The organism is Christiangramia fulva (assembly GCF_003024155.1).
Lineage (GTDB): Bacteria > Bacteroidota > Bacteroidia > Flavobacteriales > Flavobacteriaceae > Christiangramia > Christiangramia fulva.
Window position 1 is genome coordinate 238332 of the sequence record NZ_CP028136.1, and the last position, 19569, is coordinate 257900.

15 protein-coding genes and 1 other RNA gene are annotated in these 19569 nt (G+C 40.8%); 12 read left to right on the top strand and 4 right to left on the bottom strand.

From position 1 onward, the window contains the following. Positions 1-13: 13 nt before the first annotated feature. Positions 14-847, bottom strand: coding sequence for an endonuclease/exonuclease/phosphatase family protein (locus C7S20_RS01135; RefSeq protein ID WP_107010764.1), 834 nt, complete (start codon positions 845-847; stop codon positions 14-16). A 114-nt stretch (positions 848-961) separates the two neighbouring features. Between C7S20_RS01135 and C7S20_RS01140 the strand changes: the two genes are divergently transcribed. The 6 genes from C7S20_RS01140 to C7S20_RS01165 all read left to right on the top strand — a co-directional run bounded on the left by C7S20_RS01140 (position 962) and on the right by C7S20_RS01165 (position 4861). Then, positions 962-1603 carry a hypothetical protein gene (locus C7S20_RS01140; RefSeq protein ID WP_107010765.1) on the top strand — a complete coding sequence of 214 codons (642 nt, stop codon included), beginning with the start codon at positions 962-964 and terminating at the stop codon, positions 1601-1603. Next, complete coding sequence (locus tag C7S20_RS01145; RefSeq protein ID WP_107010766.1) at positions 1600-1920, top strand: winged helix-turn-helix domain-containing protein; 321 nt, start codon at positions 1600-1602, stop codon at positions 1918-1920. The genes C7S20_RS01140 and C7S20_RS01145 overlap by 4 nt, the downstream gene beginning before the upstream one ends. Positions 1921-1967: 47 nt before the next feature. Continuing rightward, the gene (locus C7S20_RS01150; protein WP_107010767.1) at positions 1968-3212 is read left to right on the top strand and encodes a DUF4153 domain-containing protein; all 1245 of its coding nucleotides are present in this window, start codon (positions 1968-1970) and stop codon (positions 3210-3212) included. 46 nt (positions 3213-3258) lie between these two features. Further along, a complete protein-coding gene (locus C7S20_RS01155; RefSeq protein ID WP_107014046.1) occupies positions 3259-3543 on the top strand; it encodes a hypothetical protein in 285 nt (94 codons plus the stop codon). 70 nt (positions 3544-3613) lie between these two features. Next, complete coding sequence (locus C7S20_RS01160; RefSeq protein ID WP_107010768.1) at positions 3614-4381, top strand: oxygenase MpaB family protein; 768 nt, start codon at positions 3614-3616, stop codon at positions 4379-4381. 66 nt (positions 4382-4447) lie between these two features. Then, the gene (locus tag C7S20_RS01165) at positions 4448-4861 is read left to right on the top strand and encodes a ribosomal maturation YjgA family protein (RefSeq protein ID WP_107010769.1); all 414 of its coding nucleotides are present in this window, start codon (positions 4448-4450) and stop codon (positions 4859-4861) included. On the opposite strand, the gene C7S20_RS01170 is transcribed toward C7S20_RS01165, so the two are convergent. Then, positions 4827-6032, bottom strand: coding sequence for an NAD(P)-dependent oxidoreductase (locus C7S20_RS01170; RefSeq protein WP_193510783.1), 1206 nt, complete (start codon positions 6030-6032; stop codon positions 4827-4829). The genes C7S20_RS01165 and C7S20_RS01170 overlap by 35 nt on opposite strands. A 434-nt stretch (positions 6033-6466) precedes the next feature. Here C7S20_RS01170 and ssrA point away from each other — a divergent pair. Both ssrA and C7S20_RS01180 read left to right on the top strand, forming a co-directional pair. After that, positions 6467-6866: a transfer-messenger RNA gene (ssrA, locus tag C7S20_RS01175) on the top strand. Between the two features lie 163 nt (positions 6867-7029). Continuing rightward, the gene (locus C7S20_RS01180; RefSeq protein WP_227009075.1) at positions 7030-7344 is read left to right on the top strand and encodes a GIY-YIG nuclease family protein; all 315 of its coding nucleotides are present in this window, start codon (positions 7030-7032) and stop codon (positions 7342-7344) included. A 36-nt stretch (positions 7345-7380) separates the two neighbouring features. Here C7S20_RS01180 and C7S20_RS01185 read toward each other — a convergent pair whose 3' ends face one another. Together C7S20_RS01185 and C7S20_RS01190 are read right to left on the bottom strand one after the other, a co-directional pair. Further along, positions 7381-9096 carry a GMC oxidoreductase gene (locus C7S20_RS01185; protein WP_107010770.1) on the bottom strand — a complete coding sequence of 572 codons (1716 nt, stop codon included), beginning with the start codon at positions 9094-9096 and terminating at the stop codon, positions 7381-7383. Positions 9097-9098: 2 nt separating this feature from the next. Then, positions 9099-9644 (bottom strand): gluconate 2-dehydrogenase subunit 3 family protein, encoded by a 546-nt coding sequence (locus C7S20_RS01190; protein WP_159039847.1) that lies wholly within the window; start codon positions 9642-9644, stop codon positions 9099-9101. A 414-nt stretch (positions 9645-10058) separates the two neighbouring features. Between C7S20_RS01190 and galB the strand changes: the two genes are divergently transcribed. The 4 genes from galB (at position 10059) to C7S20_RS01210 (ending at position 19519) form a co-directional block, all read left to right on the top strand. Next, entirely contained in the window at positions 10059-12491 is a 2433-nt protein-coding gene (gene galB, locus C7S20_RS01195; RefSeq protein WP_107010772.1) for a beta-galactosidase GalB, read from the top strand. Positions 12492-12547: 56 nt separating this feature from the next. Continuing rightward, complete coding sequence (locus C7S20_RS01200) at positions 12548-14944, top strand: glycoside hydrolase family 31 protein (RefSeq protein WP_107010773.1); 2397 nt, start codon at positions 12548-12550, stop codon at positions 14942-14944. Positions 14945-15156: 212 nt separating this feature from the next. After that, positions 15157-17280, top strand: a complete 2124-nt coding sequence (locus tag C7S20_RS01205) for a glycoside hydrolase family 3 C-terminal domain-containing protein (protein WP_227009076.1) — start codon at positions 15157-15159, stop codon at positions 17278-17280. 10 nt (positions 17281-17290) lie between these two features. Further along, positions 17291-19519 carry a glycoside hydrolase family 3 C-terminal domain-containing protein gene (locus tag C7S20_RS01210; RefSeq protein ID WP_107010775.1) on the top strand — a complete coding sequence of 743 codons (2229 nt, stop codon included), beginning with the start codon at positions 17291-17293 and terminating at the stop codon, positions 19517-19519. Positions 19520-19569 lie beyond the last annotated feature (50 nt).

Sequence of the window (19569 nt, forward strand, 5' to 3'; positions counted from 1 at the left end):
TTGTGAGGTTTTTTTATTCCAATTTCAATACTGCCATCACCGCAAAATGGTCTGATGGAAAACGCATTTCTTTTGAATCGGTAAGAACGCCGTATTTTTCTACTTCCACCTCGTCATTGACAAAAATATAATCGATACGTGGTCGATCGGCCTGGTCATAATTGTAACCATTGAAAGTGCCTTCAGAGCCAAAACTTACAATTTTCGCCTGCTCTTTAGAATCTTTCAGCTTATTTTTTATTAGCTGAATAGGCTCCGTTTCCGGTTCAAGGTTGAAATCTCCCGAAAGGATGACGGGAAGATCATCAGTATTCATTTCAGAGATCTTCTGAAGGATAAGTTTTGCGCTGTTTTTTCGTGCTATATCGCCAATATGATCAAAATGGGTATTGAAATACCAGAATTTAGTTCCTGTTTCCTTTTCCTTGAACAAAGCATAAGTGCAAATTCTCGGGTACGCGGCATCCCAGCCTTTAGAGGGTTTTGAAGGAGTTTCAGAAAGCCAGAAGGTCCCGTGATCCAGCACTTTAAACTGATCTTCCTTGTATAAGATCGCGCTGTATTCCCCGCCTTCTTTTCCGTCATCCCGGCCCACTCCAACAAAATCGTAGTCCTCAAGATTGTCGAGAAAATAGTCAATTTGTTTTTTCAGCGCTTCCTGCACTCCAAAAATGTCCGGCTCGTAAAACTTAAGCTGATTAGTAATAAAATCTTTTCGTTTAGACCAGCTATTCTCCGCGTCATTCTCATTGGCATATCTAATATTGTAGGTCATCAGTTTTAACTCCTGACTTTTCGAGGCTAAAGACATAAAAAGGAATATTATTAGAAAGAAGCGGGATTTCATAATTTCTAAATTTTCATTAAAGATCGGAATATTGAAAGAAATCAGGAAAAAATCCTTGAAAAATGCCGAAGCTAAAATAATTTTTATTTACTTTGTTTTTCAAAGTACTTTAAAATGGAAAACGAAAAGTATCTTCAGGATCTGAGTGAGATCAAACAAATGATGCATCGCTCCTCCCGATTTATTTCCCTTAGCGGACTCTCCGGAGTATTTGCCGGATTTTACGCGATTTTGGGAGCTATCATTGCAAAAATACTGATCTCCAGGAATAGATTTAATTATGAGGATTTTAGTGCTTTTTCTGAAAAAAATTTAAATAACGATCTAATTTTCCAATTATTGCTGCTTGCACTGGTGGTCCTTATTCTTGCCATTGGAACAGCCGTATTTCTAACCACCCGGAAAGCGAAAAAAAATAAGCAGAAGATCTGGGACAGCACGACCAGAAGGCTGGTGATCAATTTTTTTACACCACTTGCCGCAGGCGGAATCTTTTGCCTGGTTTTACTGGAGTATTCCCTTATTGGATTTATTGCTCCCTGCATGCTCCTGTTTTACGGCCTGGCTCTGATACATGCCAGCAAATATACTTTGGGTGAACTTAGAAGTCTTGGGTACGCAAACCTGGTGCTGGGCCTTATCGCTACCCAGTTTATGGGATACGGATTGTATTTCTGGGCATTGGGATTCGGGGTTTTTCATATTATTTACGGCATCTGGATGTACAATAAGCATGACCGAAAAAGTGCCTTGTGAAGAATATTATCAGCAATATAAATAAGGCTTTTGATCATCGAATCAGGCTGGGAATTATGAGTGTGCTCATGGTGAATGAATTTGCCGATTTCAATACGCTGAAAGAGCTTTTAGGCGCCACCGACGGAAATATTGCCAGCCACACCAAAGCGCTGGAAAAACAGAAATATATAAAAGTGGAAAAATCATTCATCAATCGGAAACCCAATACGCGTTATCTGGCTACTGAAAAGGGTAAAAAAGCTTTTCAGGAACACCTGGATGCACTTGAAAAGCTTTTATCTAAGGATATCAGCATTGAGAAAAAAAAGAAATAAATTTTTTTAAACAACTACTTTGAATTTCAAAGTTCTTTCAGAAGATTATGAAAAATGAAATTATAAATAATTTAGATAATCCGGGAAGCCTCGAGCAACTGTACCGGCATAACAAAAAAGATTTCAAAACAGCCTTTTTTGAAATTTATCCTCAATTAGAACAGAGTCCCATCGCAGAGTTCTGGCTGCAGCGTCTTAATTACGAATCGGAAACTATTTCGTGGGGCTCCAGAAGTGAGATATTTTTTATTCTGGTTTCCTGTCTCATTGCAGGTTTGCTCGCGAAATTGCCAGATATCTTCGGTATCGATGAAGAGTTTTTCTATAGCCGAAATATCGGTTTTCTGGTATTCCCTTTTCTTATTGCGTACTTTTTTCGGAAGAATAAGATTGATACTAAAAAAATAATAATCTTAAGCATAGGGACGCTGATAAGTTTGTTATATATCAATTTCCTTCCGAATTCCATCGACTCCAGCGATACCCTCCTGCTCGCCTGCATACATTTGCCGGTGCTTCTCTGGTTTGTATTGGGAATTTCATTTACCGGCTTTAAAAGACAAAATCCTCAAAAATGGCTGGAATACCTCAGCTTCAATGGAGATTTACTGGTGATGAGCGCGATCCTTATACTGGCCGGGATTTTAACGACAGGGATCACATTAGGGCTTTTTAACCTTATCGGCCTTCAGATAGAAGATTTTTATTTCCGCTACGTGGTGATTTTTGGCTTACCGGCGGTACCGATCTTTGCAAGTTTCCTCACTCAAACCAATCCGCAGCTGGTCAGGCATATTTCGCCTGTGATCGCCAGAATATTTAGTCCGCTGGTTTTGTTGATGCTTATCATTTACCTCGGGGCGATCATTTATTCAGGAAAAGACCCATATAACGACCGGGAATTTCTTCTGATCTTCAATCTGCTTCTGGCAGGAGTTATCGCACTTATTTTCTTCTCGGTTGCCGGAAATCTGCAACAGGAAAAAACAAGTTCGCTGTGGGTGCTTCTACCTTTATCTGCAATCACTATAATCATCAATGGCGTAGCGCTTTCAGCAATTGTATTTAGAATTTCAGAATGGGGTTTCACTCCTAACCGCCTCGCCGTCCTCGGTGCTAACATACTGTTCCTTATCCATTTAACAATGGTAATGATAAAGCTTTTTCAAATACTTGTTCATAAACAACCAATTACGGCAATTGAAAATTCTATCGCTGGTTATCTGCCAGTATACCTGGGTTGGGCCGCTTTAGTGGTTTTTATTTTTCCCCTGTTATTCGGTTTCAACTAAAAGTCTATTGCAAAACATTTTAATCATCAAACTGAAATTTAAGATTATGAAAAACAAAAGATTATTTATCGTTATCGCAGTTACCGCAATTCTACTTGCAATTCCTCTCATCGCCATGCAATTTAACACCGGGGTGGATTGGGATTTACCAGACTTTATCGTAATGGGCATCCTGCTTTTCGTAACAGGCATGGGAATTGAATTCGCATGGAGAAAAATCGGATCGGCGAAAAAAAGGTTCATTGCCTTGGGAGTTATCCTGATCGTTTTTTTTCTGATCTGGACCGAACTTGCGGTGGGAATTTTTGGAACTCCTTTTGCAGGAAATTAATTTTACCTTGAATACCGATTTGTGAGGGATATTAACCTGAAATAGTCTGCGGGCTTTAAAATTTCATAAAATGAAACCTGAAAACTTCGTTCAAAAAAATTCGATCGTCAGGGAGATCTGGGGAAACAGTGATACCATTCTGGTGATCTTTGCAGGAGCTGCTGCCGAATTTGCACTGAACAAAGCCGTAGACTGGCTTTATTTTACAGGAAAACTTCCCGAAGACCCGCTGGGAAGATTATTTTCCACGGTTACTTATGCCAGGGAAATTGTCTTCGCAAAAAAGGAAACTGCTATTAAAGCGATAGATCGGATAAATTTTATCCATACTTCAGTAGAAAATGCGCGGGGAAAGAAGATTCCCCAATGGGCTTATCGCGATGTACTATTTATGCTGATAGATTATTCCATCAGATTGTATGAAGCCCTGGAAAGAAAACTTACCAATGCTGAGAAGAAGGAAATTTTTGATGTTTTCTTCCGAGTTGGAAAAGGAATGAATATTGAAGATTTACCCCGAAATTTTGAAGAATTTAAGCGAATGCGAAAGCTCCACCTTGAGCAGCATTTAAATAATAGTGATTTTACCAAAGATCTTTTTAGCCAGTACCGAAAACATCTTGGCTGGCTAAGATTCCTGCTACTTCTGGAAGTACAAATCCTCATAGTTCCCCCTCATGTTCGCCGATTGCTTAAATTAAGAAGATTCTCGTTTTTGAGTCCTTTGATAGTTCTTTACAAATTCTCTAAAAAACTGAAAATTGACCAGCTTTTAAAAGCTCTCCTCCTTCCATCGGAATATAAAAAGGAAATCAGGGCATTAGATCATGCGATTTAAAATAAGAAAGCTATTAAATTGGCAGTTGATGATGCCTTTTAGGTATTTTAACAAAAGCACCTGGCGATGACCAAAATTCCAAGAAACAGCAGATTTCGTTATTTTCTCGGCTTCCTTTTGTTGCTGATCATCGAAATTCTTATAGCGAATTACGCGCAGGATGATTTTATCAGGCCTTACCTTGGAGATTTTCTGGTGGTAATCCTGCTTTACTGTTTTTTAATGATGGTCTTCAGAATTTCGGTTTGGAGCGGATTAACCATAGTGCTGATTTTCTCATTTTCGGTAGAATTTTTCCAAATGATCAATTACGTAAAACTATTGCAATACCAGCCTCCCCGACTTGTGATGATAATTTTGGGCAGCGATTTTTCAGCCTGGGACCTAATGGCATATTCTCTCGGACTTCTCAGCTGCCTTTCAATTGAATTAAGCCGAAAAAAATTTAGGGCTCGTCAACGTAATCCTGCAAATACTTAAAGCCTTCAGTTAGTTTTCCATCTTTTGTCATTCTGGCCCGCTCCAGGATTCCGTCTTTGTCGCCATTAAAAAAGGCAGGGATCACAGATTGCAGGAACATTTCCCCGAAACCTTCGCTGGCATCTTTCGGAAGTTCACAGGGCAGGTTGTCTACCGCCATAACGGTTATTGCACCCGGCTCACGAAAATCGACTTCTGCTTCAGTTTCCGGATCGTAACCATACAGAGGTTCGGCGATGGTGGAGGGCCTGATCGTACTCGCAATAGGGCCGGCGATGTCACAGGAAATATCGGCTATATATTTAATTCTGAAATTTTCTTTTTTTGCATCTTCGGCAGTAAAGAATACCGGTGCGCCCTGGCCGTAAAAATGCCCGGCAATAAATACATCGGCAGATTTGGCAAATTTGAAAAAATCAGATTCATAATCACCGGGATTATGAAAAAAGTCCAGCACTTCTCCCCGGCCGTCATCCTTTCTTTTCGCATAATCAAGCACATCGATTGATGTATATACCGGGTGGTTATATTCATTTTTCAGGAATTCAGCCGGTGAAACCCGTTCTATTTTCATGTGGTCAAGGATTTCCATGGCACCATGCGCCACCTTGCCACTTCCCGTCAGCACGATTTTGTAGGCAGGAATTTTGATCTTGTCCAATTCTGACAGCATGGCACGGAGATCCGGCAGACCTTCGGCTTTTGGCAGACTGATTTTTTTTTCCTTTAAACCAATCGCCCTAATACCGTTATAGGCACCCACGAGTCCGGCATACCGGCCAAAACCAATAAGCCTTCTGCCGTTTTCATCTGTTATGACTTCATGATCATAAAGTTCAATATTTTTCTCAAGAATTGCTCGCAGCAAATCCCGGTTATAGGGTTGTTTTTTGATGGTATGCGAGAAAAAGAAATATTTTTTATCGGGAATTAGAGCGGGAATGGGAACCTCCTTGACTCCCAATAGGACATCACAGTCTGAAACATCTTCGGAAACTTCGAAGCCGGCATCGCGATACTGCTGATCGGTAAAAATGCGGATATTAGATGATTCTATTTTGAATTGGGCTTCCGGGAATTTTTCTTTGACTTTTTCAAGCATTTCAGGACTGAAAACCACACGCCGGTCCGGCGGAGTCTTTCGCTCTTTGATAAGCGCAAATTTGATCATATTAAGAATAAGCTTTTGTGTAGTTATGAAGTGTTTCAAAGATAGAAAATTAAATATTTCCGGAATTCATAATTGTACACTTCGGAAAAAAAGAGATCAGGCCGATAAATAGGCTTATTTTTATAAAATATGTATCTTCGCAGGCCCAACCGGAAATTAGAGTTGGTTCCTGGAACCTTCAACTATAGTAAGGATTTGGGAATTTTGAAATTTTTGCGTTAGGGACCTGCCTACCGGCAGGCAGATAGCAGCGGAAATCCTTTTTATTTTGATTTCGAGCGAAGTCGGGAAAAATAAAAAGATTGCAGCGAATAACCTGCCGCGACGCCCTGAGCCTGTCGAAGGGAGGAGCGGAACGCCCGCTACGACAAGCTTAGAGTGTCACAAGATTGGCATAATAAATGCAATAAAAGAGGTAAGTTCTTTTACATAATGGGGTCGACTTGGTTTTGACAGCGAGTCTAATTGAGTTGTAAGCACGTCGAGCGCTGGGAAATAGCTCGTAAATCTCATTTTTCACACTTTTTTAAACGGCGAGAATAACTACGCCTTGGCTGCATAATCCGAATCATAGTAGGAATGCTTAGTCCCTGCAAGGCAGGGAGCCAAGATGTCTCGTGGAAGCCTTGATTTACGGCGTCCACATCAGAGGCACCGATAAAGTAAATATAGTGACCGCAGGGCCTTGATGCGGTTGCGAAACTTAAGTGAGGATACGTGTAAAGTTGGTGGTTTTCGGCCGGCTTTGCATCGACAATCAAACGAAAACTAAACGTGTAGAAAGCAGCTGAATTGCTTGTTTGGACGAGGGTTCGAACCCCTCCGACTCCACCTACGCCCTCCGAAGCTTTTGGATAAAAAAGCGAAGGAGGGCTTTTTATTTTTAGACGTTCTAAAAGAAGGAATTTATATCTTTATTCTTCGAAGGGCTTGCGCCTCCGCTAAAGCTTTAGCGCACGCCGGCGGTGGACGTAGGTCCAACTTAAATTAATTATTTATGAACCTGCCTTACGCTATTTATATCCTCAAATGCTCAAATGGTCAATATTATACGGGTTACACTGAGAATGTTGACAAACGTCTTGAAGCTCATAATAAAGGAAACGTTAATTTCACAAAAGACAAGTTACCTGTAGAACTTGTACATCTTTCTCTTTTTCCGAATAAGAAGAAAGCTTGTGATTTCGAGCGCTATCTCAAAACAGGTTTTGAGCGGCTTTTAGAAATAACAGACTCTTATAAGTTAATAGGAATGAGCAGTTTTTTTCATTTCATGAGACCCAAAGAGAGAACAAAAATTGAAAATTTCTGAATTCGGCCAAAGATCATAACTCTGCTATCTCAGCAATTAACTTAAATTCTCTTTTTTCAATTCTTCTACTGCATAATTAACAGCCCTTGCAGTAAGGGCCATATAGGTCAATGACGGATTTTGGGTACTGGTAGAGGTCATACAGGCACCATCGGTAACAAAGACATTTTTACAGGCGTGCAATTGGTTCCACTTGTTGAGCAAAGATGTTTTAGGATCTTTTCCCATTCTCACTCCTCCCATTTCATGGATATCAAGCCCAGGAGCCTGTTTTGAATCATGGGTGACAATATTTTTAAATCCTGCGCTTTCAAACATATCGGTGATCTGCTCGAAATAATCCGCGATCATTTTCTCATCATTCTCATCATAATCAATAGAAAACTCCAGTTTTGGCATTCCGAATGGATCTTTTTCGGTTGCGCTTAACTTTACATGATTTGTTTCTTTGGGAATTGTTTCCCCCATCATATGACTTCCAACTTGCCATGGGCCATATTTCAGGTTCAATAAATTATTTTTCAGATCGGTTCCAAAACCTTCACGGGAATTTGAAACGCCACGATTCGCTCCAAAACCTGCGGCATAACCCCTGAGGAAATCGGTTTCCTGTTTATGCAAATTCCTGAAACGAGGTATATAACCGCTGGTTGGCCGTCGCCCGTCTGTGGTGAAATCCAGGTAGCCGTCATATTCAGCACGAACAGTGGCTCGATAATTATGAAAAGCAAAATATTTTCCCATGAGACCATTATCATTCCCCAATCCCTGTGGAAAGCGAGCCGATTTGGAATTTAGCAGAATAAGATTCGTATTTGCAGCCGAAGCATTGACGAAAATGATCTTCGCAAAATATTCTGAAGCTTCGCCGGTTTGGGAATTGATCACACGTACTCCGGTTGCTTTCTCCTTCTTATCATCATATATAACCGAATCTACTACTGAGTGGGGTTGCAGTGTGAGATTGCCGGTTTTCTGCGCCCACGGAATTGTAGATGAATTACTGCTGAAATAACCCCCGTAAGGGCAACCTCTTTCACACATCGTCCTGTTCTGGCACTGCATTCTACCCTGTTGTTTATGGATCTCACGTTGTTCAGAAAGATGTGCGCACCTGGCAATAATTACATGCCGGTCGTTATAATTTTTCTTTACCTGATCTTTAAAATATTTTTCGACGATCGTCATCTCGTAGGGCGGTAAAAATTCACCATCCGGAAGTTCGGGAAGTCCATCTTTATTCCCTGAAACCCCGGCAAATTTTTCCACATAACTATACCAGGGAGCGAGATCTTTATATCTTATTGGCCAGTCAACGGCATAAGAATCTCTGGCCGGACCCTCAAAATCGAAGTCACTCCATCGTTGCACCTGTCGGGCCCAAAGCAGCGATTTTCCCCCAACCTGGTAACCTTTGATCCAGTCGAAAGGCTTTTTCTGAACATAAGGCTGTTCATTGTCTTTTGAAAAAAAGTGAGCGGTATCCTCACTAAAAGCATAACATTTACCGATAATGGGATTTTCTTTGGCGACTTCTAAAGGCAGTTGTCCCCGGTGTTTGCTTTCCCAGGGTTTCAAAAATGTGGTAGGATAATCCTGAACGTGTTTCACATCCCTTCCCCTTTCCAGAACAAGCGTTTTCAGACCTTTTTCGGTAAGTTCTTTAGCAGCCCAGCCACCACTCATCCCCGATCCGATTACAATAGCGTCGTAGGTATTATTATTTTTAAAATCTATATTGAAATTCGCCATTACTATGCATTGTAAAATTTAGACTTGGAAACCGGGAAGCTTCCGTAAAAGCGGCCAGGAACCATTTCGTAGTGCAGATGATTCATCTCCACATATTCTGAAGTCATATATCCGGTGATGGTAAGACCTTTCAGAAAAGTTATAAAATTGATTTTTTGATTTTCCGGAACCGGCTTTTCTGCCATTTCGGTTAGAAGAGTGTTTTTTTCCTCTTCCTTTATTTTCAGAAAGTCGGATTTATATGTTTTTTCAGCAGAATTTTGCAGCTCCTTAAAGCCGTTTAGAAATTCATCCCTAACCTGTTTTTCGTAGCAATCTGCCACCATTGTCACCACAAATTTATCGACCTGCAGGTCCTGAGCTCCGGGAATATCGGTTTTAGGAATGATGGTTTCTACCAAATCTTTTAAAAGCAATTGCTGATCTTCGGGCATTCCAAGCTGGTTTGGCGGTAAATCATCCCCGTCCCAATAGTCTATCCATAAAGGCACGCTCACTAAACCAACCGCTGAAACCCCTAATATTTTAAGTAAATCTCTTCTTTTCATAAATTTGTTGTAGATATTTCCACTTTGTGGGAAAGCTTTTTGAAAAGCCCTCAAGTTTATAAAAATTAATCGTTTTAGGCTGTTAAAATTTTAACTTTTTCTGCCCGTCCCCAAGGTGAAAAGTTTCAATAAAAAGGCCTTTTCTTCAATTTTACAAACTACTCTTTCCGTAAAAATTTATAGGATTCTGGGTTTGCCTGCCTGATCTGCTAAAGAGGTAACTTTACTACTGTTTTCTATCGGCAAAAATTTAAAAGGATCTTTTTTTCTGTACTGATATAAAGCAAAAAGAGGGTATTTTTAAAAGAAATATTTTCGGCCTTAGATATATCTATTAACTATATTTGTATAAAATACATTTTTTAATAAAAACATACCGGCCACCTCTGACTTCCCCAGCTTAAAATTTAGCCGATGCGATTTAAAATTTATCTCTTACTTTTTCTAAGTATCCTTGTCTTTTCCTGTGAACAAAACTCTGAAAATAGAGATTTCAAGAACCGAAAAGTCTCGTTTAATTCGGGTTGGGAATTCCACCTAAACGATTCCCTCCAACATCAGGATACTGTTTCAGAAGATACAAAGTGGAGAAATATAGATTTACCACATGATTGGAGTATTGAAGGAGAATTCAATAAAAACAATCCCGCCGGCGTGGGAGGAGGTGCATTGCCCGGTGGCCTGGGTTGGTACCGAAAAACATTTTCAGTAAAAGCCGAAGATAGTTCCAGGCTTAGCTTCGTAAGTTTTGACGGCGTATATGAAAACAGCGAAGTCTGGATAAATGGTCATTATTTAGGCAAACGTCCAAATGGATATATTGGTTTTGACTATTTGCTTACTCCTTATCTAAACTATGGGAAGAAAGAAAATGTAATGCTGGTAAAAGTTGATAATTCCAGCCAGCCTAATTCGCGTTGGTATTCCGGATCGGGAATTTACCGGAATGTATGGTTAATCACCACCAACAAACTTCATATTCCGCAGTGGGGAACTTTTATTTCAACTCCTAATGTCAGCAAAGAAACTGCTTCGGTTAAACTCGAAATAAATATCGCCAACGCTTATTCGCAATCTAAAATTGCGAAAATAAAGACCTCTATTTTATACGAGGGAGAGGAGATAACTTCAACTTCCGAAGAAGTTAAAATTGAAGCGAATTCCGAAAAGAAGATCACTCAGAAAGCAACTATTATAGATCCCAACCTATGGTCGGTAGAAAATCCGCAGCTATATAAAGCCGTAACCAAAATTATGGTAGACGGACAATTACTTGACAGCTACGAAACGAATTTTGGAATAAGGGATTTCCATTTTGACACTGAAAAAGGTTTCATTCTTAATGGTGAACGAGTAAAAATCAAAGGCGTTTGTCTGCACCATGACCTGGGACCATTAGGTACGGCAGTTAACAGGCGCGCGATTGAAAGACAACTTGAAATTTTGAAAGAAATGGGAACCAACGGTATAAGGACTTCGCACAATCCGCCGGCTCCCGAACTTTTAGAACTCTGTGACAAAATGGGATTTATCGTCATGGACGAAGCTTTTGATATGTGGGAAGAGTCTAAAACAGCTTATGATTACAGTAAAAACTGGGAAAAGTGGCATGAAGAAGACCTAAAAGATCAAATTTTAAGGGATCGCAATCATCCCAGTGTTTTTGTGTGGAGTATCGGCAATGAAATTATTGAACAATGGAATGAACGCGGTGCGGAGATCGCCCGGGAACTGGCAGATTTTACTCATAAGTTAGATCCAACCCGTCCCGTAACAGCCGCTATGAATCCGCCTAACGAAGGGAACAAAATTGCCTATTCTGGTGCCCTGGATATCATCGGCTACAATTATGCCCATGAAACTTATACTCAACATCCTGAAGTTTTCCCCAACACGCCCTTCATTGCCACCGAGACCACCTCGGCATTAGAAACAAGGGGCTATTATGAATTTCCTTCAGATACCTTTAAAATATGGCCGGTAAGCTGGGATAAGATTTTTACCGAAGGAAATCCTGATAATACTATTTCGGCTTTTGACCAGGTAAGAACACCCTGGGGCTCAACTCACGAAGCGACCTGGAAAGTGATCAAAAAACATGATTATCTTTCTGGTTTTTTTATCTGGACCGGATTCGATTATATAGGTGAACCTACACCCTATATCTGGCCCTCCAGAAGTTCATATTTTGGAATTATAGACCTGGCAGGCTTTCCTAAAGATGTCTATTATATGTACAAAAGTGAGTGGACCCATGAAAATGTGCTACACCTGCTACCTCACTGGAACTGGGAAAAAGGGCAAACCGTAGATGTATGGGCCTATTATAATAATGCCGATGAAGTTGAATTATTTCTGAATGGAAAATCAATGGGCACCAAAAGAAAACAAGGCGATGATCTGCACGTGATGTGGCGATTCCCTTTTGAAGCCGGTACCCTGAAGGCAATTTCGAGGAAAAATGGAAGTGTTGTAAAAGAAACCGAAATTAAAACAGCCGGGCAACCTGCAAAGTTAAATCTTAAAGCAGACCGTGAAAAGATAAAAGCCGATGGCAAGGACCTCTGTTTTGTTACCGTGACTATTACCGATAAAGACGGCACTCTTGCTCCCCGGGCTGATGATCTTATAAAATTCAGCCTGAAAGGCGATGGAGAAATCGTTGGCGTTGCCAGCGGAGATCCCGTAAATCACGAATCTTTTAAAGGCACACAACATAAAGCGATGAACGGAAAATGCCTGGTAGTAATAAAGGCTTCAGAAAATCCCGGCGATCTTGAACTTATAGCTTCTTCTGATAAATTAGCCGCTGCAACGATAAAAATAGAAATGGAAAATGAGCTATAACTGAAACTATAAAATATAGAAGAATTAATTTAAAGTGAATTATTTAATTACCCAATATGAATAAAATATTTTCCTCCAAAACGGTCTTTCTGGCACTTCTTTTTTTCGGAATTGCTTCACTACAGGCGCAAATTCAAAATGCTGAAGTCCTGAATGCGCCGCCCGATATGAGTAAAGATTTTGAAGATTATTCAAATACCTTCTATTTTGCCGATGAACTTATCGGTTTTGATCCTTCAACCGGAAAAGGAACGATTAAATACCAGCGCAATAATTACGAAACCCGCCAGGCTTTTAATAACATGCTAATGCGACCAGTTCCCGCTAAAGCAAATGAATTTCCTACCACCGAATATGAAGCATCACCTGAGCTACCTTTCGAAATTCAGTTTGTTTCAGATCGTACCATTCGCATAAAAATGGCTTCCGGCCCACAATTTCATAAGCAGGAAGAATCGCTAATGCTCGTTGACGGCAAGGCACCAAACCATCCGGAAGCCTGGAAATCTTCAAAAATTGAGGGCGGCTATAAATATACCAGCGCACATGGCTCCGTAGAAATTCAAACCAAACCCTGGCATGTAAAAATTTATGATGAAAATGGAAAGTTACTTACCAGTACTTTGCATAGTTCTGATGTTTCTAATACTTACACCCCGGTTTTGCCATTTTCTTATGTGCGAAGAAACAGTGATTACTCCACAAGCATGGCACCTGTTTTTAGCCTGGAGCCCGGAGAAAAAATATTTGGCTGCGGGGAATCTTTTACTCAATTCAATAAACGCGGACAGAAGGTTATTTTATGGACCGATGATGCCAATGGCGTACAAAATGAAACTATGTATAAGCCTATTCCGTTTTATATGAGCAGTCGCGGCTATGGTGTTTTTATGCATACTTCCTCTCCTATTTCTATAGATTTCGGAAAATATTTTAGTGCTGCCAATAAAATAATGCTTGGCGATGATGTTGCCGATCTATTCATTTTTATAGGCGAGCCTAAAGATATTTTAGATGAATATACCAATCTTACAGGGAAAGCTGCCATGCCACCGCTTTGGTCGTTCGGGTTCTGGATGAGCCGTATTACCTATTTTTCTGAAAAAGAAGGTCGTGAAGTCGCTGATAATCTCAGAAAATATAAAATTCCGAGTGACGTGATCCATTTTGATACAGGCTGGTTTGATGTGGACTGGAGAAATAATTACCAATTTGCCGCAGACCGGTTCGATAATGCTGAAAAAATGCTTTCAGATTTGAAAGAACAGGGATTTCATGTGAGTCTATGGCAACTTCCCTACTTCACCCCAAAAAACACCTTATTTAATGAAATTGTTGAAAAGGAACTTGCAGTAAAAGATCGAAAAGGCAATATTCCTTATGAAGATGCAGTACTTGATTTCTCTAATCCTGAAACCATTACCTGGTACCAGAACAAACTGAAAAACCTGTTCGATCTTGGCGTAAGCGTTTTTAAAGTAGATTTTGGTGAAGCTGCTCCCGCTAACGGAATCTATCATTCCGGCCGTACCGGTTTTTATGAGCACAATCTTTACCCGCTGCGCTACAATAAAGCAGTAGCTGAAATCACAAAACAGGAAAAAGGATATACCCTGATCTGGGCAAGAAGTACCTGGGCCGGCAGTCAGCGATATCCCCTGCACTGGGGAGGCGATGCCGCTACTACAAATTCGGCGATGCTGGCTACTCTTCGCGGCGGACTTTCTCTTGGACTCAGCGGATTCAGTTTCTGGAGTCATGACGTGGGAGGTTTTGTTACCAAATCTCCCGAAAATCTATACCGAAGATGGACCCCTTTTGGAATGCTTTCATCCCATGTTAGAAGTCACGGGGCACCGCCTACAGAACCATGGCTTTACAGCGACAGCTTCCTGAAAGATTTCAGAAAAGCCGATAATATGCGTTACCAACTGATGCCCTATATCTATGCGCAGGCCAAAGAAAGCTCAGAAAAAGGCCTCCCAATGATGCGCGCGCTTTTTGTGGAATTTCCGAATGATGCCGGCTCATGGTTGATTGATGATGAATATCTTTTGGGCTCCAGTATGCTGGTCGCGCCACTTTTTGAAGATGTTACTGAAAGGGATGTTTATCTCCCCGAAGGACAGTGGATAGACTACCAAACTCATAAAGTTTACGAAAGCGGATGGTATAAGATCAAAGCCGGAGAAATTCCAATTATCGCTTTGGTAAGGAATGGTACGGTTATCCCGCACATCAAACTCGCACAGTCAACGCCGGATATGGATTGGAGCAAACTTGAATTAAAAGTATATGCTGCCGAAGGCACCAATTCTGCTTCAGGAAAAGTTTATCTTCCTGAAGGCGATGCCCTCCAAACTCTTAAACTTACCAGGAAAAGAAACAATTTTGAGCTGGAACAAAATCCCTTAAAAGGAAAAACAAATTTTAAAATAGAAATGCAGAATTAATTGCTATTCATCTTCAGGCTGAACTTATTTCAGCCTGAAGATGAAAAAATCTGAAACTGATAGAAGTTTTTCAGAGGACAAAAAAGGTGAAACCAATCCTCTCGAATTACATTAGGAACAAATGGCAGAGGAAAAATCAGGTTCAAAAATCTCTAATAAAGTACTTCTTTGATATGAAATTTTGCAGTAAAATATCTTGTCTCATTATCCTCTTGAACATCTTACCTATAAGTGCTCAGGAGAATTATGAATTTCCTTTCCAGAACCCAAAACTGGATACCGAAAAGCGTATCGATAATTTACTTTCCTTGATGACACTGGAAGAAAAAGTGGAGGCTTTAAGTACAGATCCTTCCATTCCGCGATTAGGAGTGAAAGGTACGGGGCACGTCGAGGGATTACACGGTCTGGCACAGGGCGGACCTGCAGACTGGGGTGGAAAAGATCATATTCCCACCACCACCTTCCCACAGGCATACGGACTTGGAGAAACATGGGATACCGGGCTCCTGCAAAAAATAGCCGAAGCCGAAGCTGTAGAAACAAGATATATTTTTCAAAAATACAATAGAGGCGGATTGGTGGTTAGGGCCCCGAACGCCGATTTAGCACGTGATCCACGATGGGGGCGTACAGAAGAAAGTTATGGAGAAGATCCATTTCTTACCGGTAAAATGGCGGTAGCCTTTATTAAAGGACTTCAGGGCGATGACAAAAATTACTGGCGAACTGCCTCCCTGATGAAACACTTTTTGGCAAATTCTAATGAAGATGGCCGAACCTATACTTCTTCTGATTTCGACGAGCGACTTTGGCGGGAATATTACTCCGTTCCCTTCAGAATGGGTGTAAAAGAAGGTGGAAGCCGTGCTTATATGGCAGCTTATAATAAAGTGAACGGCATTCCGGCGATGGTCCATCCTATGTTAAAAGAAATTACCCGAGATGAATGGGGCCAAAATGGAATAATTTGTACAGATGGCGGGGCTTTCAGATTGTTGCTTTCAGATCACAAATATTATAAAACCAAATATGAGGGAGCTGCGGCGGCGATTCACGCCGGGATCAACCAGTTTCTTGACCAGTATAAAGAGGCGGTATATGGCGCTCTGGCAAAAGGATATATTTCTGAAACTGATCTGGATAATGTCCTCCGGGGAAATTACCGGGTAATGATCAAACTGGGAATGCTGGATCCTGCTAAAAATAATCCCTATGCCAAAATTGGGACTGCCGGCGACACTATCGATCCATGGCAAACGAAAGCTCATAAAGAGCTGGCAAGGGAAGCTACCAGAAAATCTATTGTTTTATTGAAAAATGAAAATAATATTCTTCCCCTTGATAAAAATAAACTTCAAAGCATTGCGGTCATCGGGCCCCGGGCAGATGAGGTTTTACTGGACTGGTACAGCGGAACTCCTCCCTATCGTATAACTCCGCTTGATGCTTTAAAAGAAAGAATTGGTGACAAAACAGAAATTTTATACGCGAAGAATAATGCTGATGGCAAAGCCGCCGAAATTGCCAAAAAAGCCGATATCGCTTTGGTTTTAATTGGAAATCACCCCACCTGTGATGCAGGATGGGCTAAATGTCCACTCCCGAGTGAAGGAAAAGAATCGGTAGACCGACAATCCTTGAAATCGGAATATGAAGATCTGGTAAAAGTTGTTTATCAGGCAAATCCGAAAACCATTGTCGCTTTGATCAGCAGTTTTCCGTATGCCATTAATTGGACTCAAGAACACGTCCCCGCAATTTTGCACATGGCTCAAAATAGTCAGGAACTGGGAAATGGACTCGTCGATGTTCTTTTTGGAGATTACAATCCTGCCGGAAGGCTTACCCAAACCTGGGTTAAAAAGATCACAGATCTTCCGCCTTTGATGGATTATAACATCCGTGACGGCCGCACTTATATGTATTTTGAAGGAAAACCTCTTTATGCCTTCGGTCACGGTTTAAGTTATACTGATTTCTCGTATGACAATCTCAAAATAAGTACAGAGAATTTGAAAAAAGGAGAGACCGCAACCCTTAGTGTAGAAGTTACCAATACCGGCAAAAGAAATGGAGAAGAAGTGGTTCAACTTTATATAAAACATCTAAATTCATCAGTGAAACGGCCTGCTAAAGAGCTTAAGGGTTTTAAACGCGTGCCAATAAAAGCGGGTGAAACCAAAACCATAAAACTCCCTCTGAAAGCCGGTGATCTTGAATACTGGAACAAAGAAAAACAGGAGTTTGTTTTGGAAAATGATCAAATAGAAATTCAGGTAGGAGGTGCTTCTGATAAAATAGCTCTGACAAAAAAAATTAATATCCGTAATTAAAACCAAACCAATGAAAAATAAAATAACCTCTCTTGCTGTTGCCTTTATTTTACTTGCCCTGGGAGCATGTAATGAAAATAAAAATACCGGCACCATGGCTATCGCTGATCCCCAGTATCCCTTTGAGGGAGACCCGCTTAGCATGAAATATGAGAAGCAAATAGACAGCCTGATCGCTAAAATGACCCTGGAGGAGAAAGCAGGAATGCTCCATGGAAACAGCATGTTTACCACGGCAGGAGTTGAAAGATTAGGTATTCCGGAGCTTAAAATGACCGATGGCCCTCTTGGAATTAGGGAAGAACTTCATCGGGAATCCTGGGCGCCGCTGGGATTAGAAAATGACTTTGCTACTTTTTATCCTGCTGGCGGAGGTCTTTCGGCTACCTGGAACCCCGAAATGGCACACACCTTCGGAAATAGTATTGGAGCGGAAGCCAGGGACCGAAATAAAGATGTCCTGCTCGCTCCGGCCTTTAATATTATCAGGACTCCCCTGGGCGGCCGTACCTTTGAATATTTTACTGAAGACCCATTTCTGAATAAAAAACTGGTTGTACCTTATGTTAAAGGCGTTCAGGAAAATGATGTCGCCGCCTGTATCAAACATTTTGCGGTTAATAACCAGGAGACTAACCGTGGCAGTGTGGATGTGCAAATGGACGAAAGAACCCTGCGTGAGATATATCTTCCTGCTTTTAAAGCTGCAGTAGAACAAGGCCATGCTTATAGCGTAATGGCTGCCTACAACAAATTCCGCGGCGATTATTTAAACGAAAATGAATATATGCTGGAAGAAATACTAAAAGGAGAATGGGATTTCAAAGGAATCGTGATTTCAGATTGGGATGCTGTACACAGTACTGTAAAGGCACTTAAAAATGGCGCTGATGTTGAAATGGGCACCAATAAACCGTTTAATGAATATTATTTTGCCCAGCCCCTTATAGATTCGGTAAAAGCGGGCAAAATTTCTGAAGAAGAAGTAAACGACCATGTGAGGCGTGTACTAAGAGTGATGTATAACATCCATAGTATTGATTCAACAAATAGAGCAAAAGGAAGCCGAAATACAGAAGCTCATCTTAAAGATGCTTACAATATCGCTTCAGAATCTGTTATTCTTCTTAAAAATTCTGAAGACCTCTTACCATTAAATTTGACCAATATTAAAAGTGTCGCCATTATTGGTAATAATGCTGACAGGAAATTTGCTCAGGGTGGTTTTGGTGCAGGCGTAAAAACAAAGAATGAAGTAACTCCGTTACAGGCCCTGAAAGAAAAATTACCTGCAGCGATATCGGTTAAATATTCCCAGGGCTATGAAGAAAAATATCTTCCCTCTAAAAACGGCCAAAGCTATGGAAGAGAAACGCTGGACACTCCTAATTCCAAAATGATCGATGAGGCAGTAAAAACCGCAAAAGAATCAGATGTCGCTATCATATTTGCGGGATCTAACCGTGATTATGAATCTGAAGCCGCCGATAGAAAAGATCTTCATCTGCCATTTGGCCAGGGAGAACTTATTCAAAAAGTCCTGGAGGCCAATCCGAATACCATAGTGGTAATGATAGCGGGAGGACCTTTCGATTTACAAAAGATAAATGATCAGACCTCAACCATTGTATGGAGCTGGTTTAATGGTTCGGAAGGTGGAAACGCCCTTGCAGATATTCTTTTAGGAAAAGTAAATCCGTCAGGCAAACTTCCCTGGACAATGCCTAAAAACCTGGAAGATTCACCGGCTCATGCCACTCACAGTTTCCCCGGTGATGAATCGGTTAATTACAAAGAAGGGATTTTAACCGGCTATCGATGGTTTGATACAAAGAACATTGAGCCATTATATCCTTTTGGATATGGCCTTTCTTATACCCATTTTAATTTTCGGGACCTGACTGTCAATAAAGAAGATGTTTTTTCTCCAGAAGACGTAATAAGGCTGAATGTTGATGTAGAAAATACCGGGAAAATGGCTGGAAAGGAAGTGGTTCAGGTATATGTTTCCAAAGAAAATTCAAAAATAGAACGGGCTAACCAGGAGCTGAAAGGCTTTGCAAAAATAATGGTTCCGGCCGGCGACAGGAAAACAGTTACCATAGATATCCCGGTGAAAGAACTGGCCTATTTTGATGAAGATACCAACTCATGGAAAATAGAACCGGGTACCTACCTGCTTAAAGTAGGTAATTCTTCAAGAAATATTCTTTTAAAAACTTCAATAGAAATTAAATAAAAAATCCTGATTCAGGGTATATTACTAAATCATGAAAAGATCAGGGCCTG

Coding starts and splice junctions, on each gene's coding strand:
- C7S20_RS01135 (WP_107010764.1), bottom strand. CDS start 847: ATGAAATCCCGCTTCTTTCTAATAATATTCCTTTTTATGTCTTTAGCC.
- C7S20_RS01140 (WP_107010765.1), top strand. CDS start 962: ATGGAAAACGAAAAGTATCTTCAGGATCTGAGTGAGATCAAACAAATG.
- C7S20_RS01150 (WP_107010767.1), top strand. CDS start 1,968: ATGAAAAATGAAATTATAAATAATTTAGATAATCCGGGAAGCCTCGAG.
- C7S20_RS01155 (WP_107014046.1), top strand. CDS start 3,259: ATGAAAAACAAAAGATTATTTATCGTTATCGCAGTTACCGCAATTCTA.
- C7S20_RS01160 (WP_107010768.1), top strand. CDS start 3,614: ATGAAACCTGAAAACTTCGTTCAAAAAAATTCGATCGTCAGGGAGATC.
- C7S20_RS01165 (WP_107010769.1), top strand. CDS start 4,448: ATGACCAAAATTCCAAGAAACAGCAGATTTCGTTATTTTCTCGGCTTC.
- C7S20_RS01170 (WP_193510783.1), bottom strand. CDS start 6,032: ATGATCAAATTTGCGCTTATCAAAGAGCGAAAGACTCCGCCGGACCGG.
- C7S20_RS01180 (WP_227009075.1), top strand. CDS start 7,030: ATGAACCTGCCTTACGCTATTTATATCCTCAAATGCTCAAATGGTCAA.
- C7S20_RS01185 (WP_107010770.1), bottom strand. CDS start 9,096: ATGGCGAATTTCAATATAGATTTTAAAAATAATAATACCTACGACGCT.
- C7S20_RS01190 (WP_159039847.1), bottom strand. CDS start 9,644: ATGAAAAGAAGAGATTTACTTAAAATATTAGGGGTTTCAGCGGTTGGT.
- galB (WP_107010772.1), top strand. CDS start 10,059: ATGCGATTTAAAATTTATCTCTTACTTTTTCTAAGTATCCTTGTCTTT.
- C7S20_RS01200 (WP_107010773.1), top strand. CDS start 12,548: ATGAATAAAATATTTTCCTCCAAAACGGTCTTTCTGGCACTTCTTTTT.
- C7S20_RS01210 (WP_107010775.1), top strand. CDS start 17,291: ATGAAAAATAAAATAACCTCTCTTGCTGTTGCCTTTATTTTACTTGCC.